The sequence below is a fragment of the Streptomyces sp. NPDC051172 genome, assembly GCF_040682555.1.
In the GTDB taxonomy this organism is placed as follows: domain Bacteria; phylum Actinomycetota; class Actinomycetes; order Streptomycetales; family Streptomycetaceae; genus Streptomyces.
The window spans coordinates 1-1,062 of record NZ_JBFBBE010000470.1 but is presented as its reverse complement, the minus strand read 5'-3'; the positions used below and the strand labels follow the sequence as shown (position 1 = coordinate 1,062).

At 70.8% G+C, this 1,062-nt stretch carries 1 protein-coding gene; it reads left to right on the top strand.

What is annotated here, in order from left to right; translation table 11 throughout:
• Window positions 1–277: 277 nt before the first annotated feature.
• On the top strand, window positions 278–1,062 hold a 785-nt coding region (locus tag AB0N07_RS52010), incomplete at its 3' end, for an acyltransferase (RefSeq protein ID WP_365848120.1).

Genomic DNA, 1,062 nt, shown 5'->3' with positions numbered 1-1,062 from the left:
GGAGAAGAGGTCAGCCATGGCGGATCCAGTCTAGGCGGGGCTCCGGACGCGACCGCGGGCGCCGCCGTCGACGCCATCCCCCACCGCGCCGCCCCGCCCCACCCCACCCGCACTTTCGAACGTGATGTGGGGCCTATCTCGCGTTCGAAAGTCCCCATGACCCCCATTTCACGTTCGAAAGTGGGCGGGAATCGGCCGGCCCACTATGGTCTTCTGGGCGTTCCGCGCGATGTGGCGACGGAGCCTCCGTCCCCCGCCACGCCACCCCGGAGCCGTCATGTCCACCACGCCGACCCCGCCCGTGTCCCACGGGTCCACCCCCAGCCGGATGACCTGGATGGACTCGATGCGCGGATTCGCCGTGCTGCTGGTGATGTTCACCCACACCTACACGATGCCGCAGGGCCTCGACGCGACCTTCAGCTCTGTGGCGTTCGCGAACGTGGTGCAGGTGTTCCAGTCGTGGCGGATGCCGATGCTCGTGTTCTTGTCCGGCGTCCTTCTGCCCCGCTCCGTGTCCAAGCCGCTGGGCACGTACTACCGCGGCAAGGCGGAGCGGATCCTGTGGCCGTTCCTCGTCTGGATGGTCGTGCTGGCGCTGGCCACGGGCAGGCCCGGGTCCCTGCTGTCCGGCGAGTTCTGGCGCGGCGGCGCGTGGCACCTGTGGTTCCTGTGGGTGCTCATGCTCTGCTACCCCATCGGCCCGGTGATCCGTCGCGTCCCGGCGCTGGTGGTCGCGGCCGTCCTCTTCGTGCTGCTCCTCGAGTTCGTCAGCGGCCCCCGCGACTGGGTGCGTCCCCTGTACTGGGGCGTGTACTTCTTCCTCGGTGCCGCCTCCGCGCGCCTGCTCCCCCGGATCCGCACGGCGCCGGCCGCCCTGGGCGTGATCGCGGTGATCCTCATGGTGCTCACCGTGACGGCCACGCGCACCGGCGCGCTCGTGGTGGCGGAGCGCCAGCCCTGGTCCGTGTTCGCCGCGCTGCCGGGGATCCTCGTGGTGCTGTGGCTCGGCCCGCGCCTGCCCCGCCTGCCGTTCCTCGAGTTCTGCGGCCGCCGCTCGAT